This is a genomic window from Priestia sp. P5_B4, assembly GCF_056400385.1.
Map to the genome: position 1 here is coordinate 1 of NZ_JBFULJ010001109.1, position 1,090 is coordinate 1,090.

Genomic DNA, 1,090 nt, shown 5'->3' on the forward strand with positions numbered 1-1,090 from the left:
ATGTTTGCTATGTAAGCCTCTTATTTAATAGCTTAAGGAAAATAGGTTCGTTTACTTTTTTTTCTTTGTGCTTATTTCCTATTCATGTACTGTTTTTTCTGGGTCTATTCGTATGGTCTTTCGTCCAAACGGCGGTGAGAAAGCAAGTTAAATGGAAAGAACGCAGCATATCTATAGAAGAAGAAAAAAAGAAGAAAGTGATAAAATGACAGGTGCTCAGCTCTTAATTAATATCATGGCATGGTTTGTGATTCACATGTTGATTGCCTACAGATGCACAAAAATTTCTGCCTTTTATTTAAAGAAGGACCTTGCGCTGTTTAAGGTTCAAAGCTGGGAAACAGTTGGGATATATAAAAAATTCGGGGTGCACCGATGGAAAACGTGGCTTCCTGATGCAGGAAAGCTATTTAAACGAGGATTTTATAAAAAGAAATGGGAGAGTAGAACGAAGGAATATGCACAGCTTTTTTTAATTGAAACAAATCGAGCAGAGTTAACTCACTGGATCAGCATACTTCCTTCTATTCTTTTTTTTATATGGAACTCTCCTTCTATAGGTGTTTGGATGGTTATTTATGCGATTGTCGCAAACGTACCGTTTATTTTGGTTCAACGATATAATCGAATACGAATTCATCAAGTCGTTTTGAAACTCAAATGAAATTAATTCACGTGCCTTTGGCTCCGAGTAGGGGCCTCGGTTTTTATTTTTTTCTCCTTATTCGAAGACAACAACCTCTTGGATAAAAGAAAAAAAGAAGCAAAGGCGATATAAATACTAAAAAAGACTAAAAATCCCCATAAACCTGCTATGGCATCATCAAATTCCATATTGCCTCGGGTGGTAATTCCTTGCTGAATTTCAATGGCAAAAACTAAGACGAGCATAACGGTAAGGGTATAGATAAAAGAAATAGCTGTAATACTAAATTTCCACTTTGACAATAATTTAAAGATCATATAAACGCTTAAAAACGTGAGCAGTCCAATAATACCAATAATCCAGAAGTGAAGTTCTTTATCTGAAAGAGAAAATCCTAGTAAATAAAAAATATAAATTAATCCGTCGTGCAATACATTAATAATA

At 34.4% G+C, this 1,090-nt stretch carries 2 protein-coding genes; one reads left to right on the forward strand and one right to left on the reverse strand.

What is annotated here, in order from left to right; genetic code table 11:
- The first annotated feature begins 151 nt into the window (after positions 1-151).
- On the forward strand, positions 152-664 hold the full coding sequence (locus AC1DRF_RS29210) for a glycosyl-4,4'-diaponeurosporenoate acyltransferase CrtO family protein (protein ID WP_016763851.1): 513 nt from the start codon (positions 152-154) through the stop codon (positions 662-664).
- Positions 665-666: 2 nt separating this feature from the next.
- Here AC1DRF_RS29210 and AC1DRF_RS29215 read toward each other — a convergent pair whose 3' ends face one another.
- Entirely contained in the window at positions 667-1,089 is a 423-nt protein-coding gene (locus AC1DRF_RS29215; protein WP_477742470.1) for a hypothetical protein, read from the reverse strand.
- Position 1,090: the final 1 nt, after the last annotated feature.

What these genes read in the sequence shown, in the direction of transcription:
- AC1DRF_RS29210 (WP_016763851.1), top strand. Translation starts at nt 152, where the DNA reads ATGGAAAGAACGCAGCATATCTATAGAAGAAGAAAAAAAGAAGAAAGT.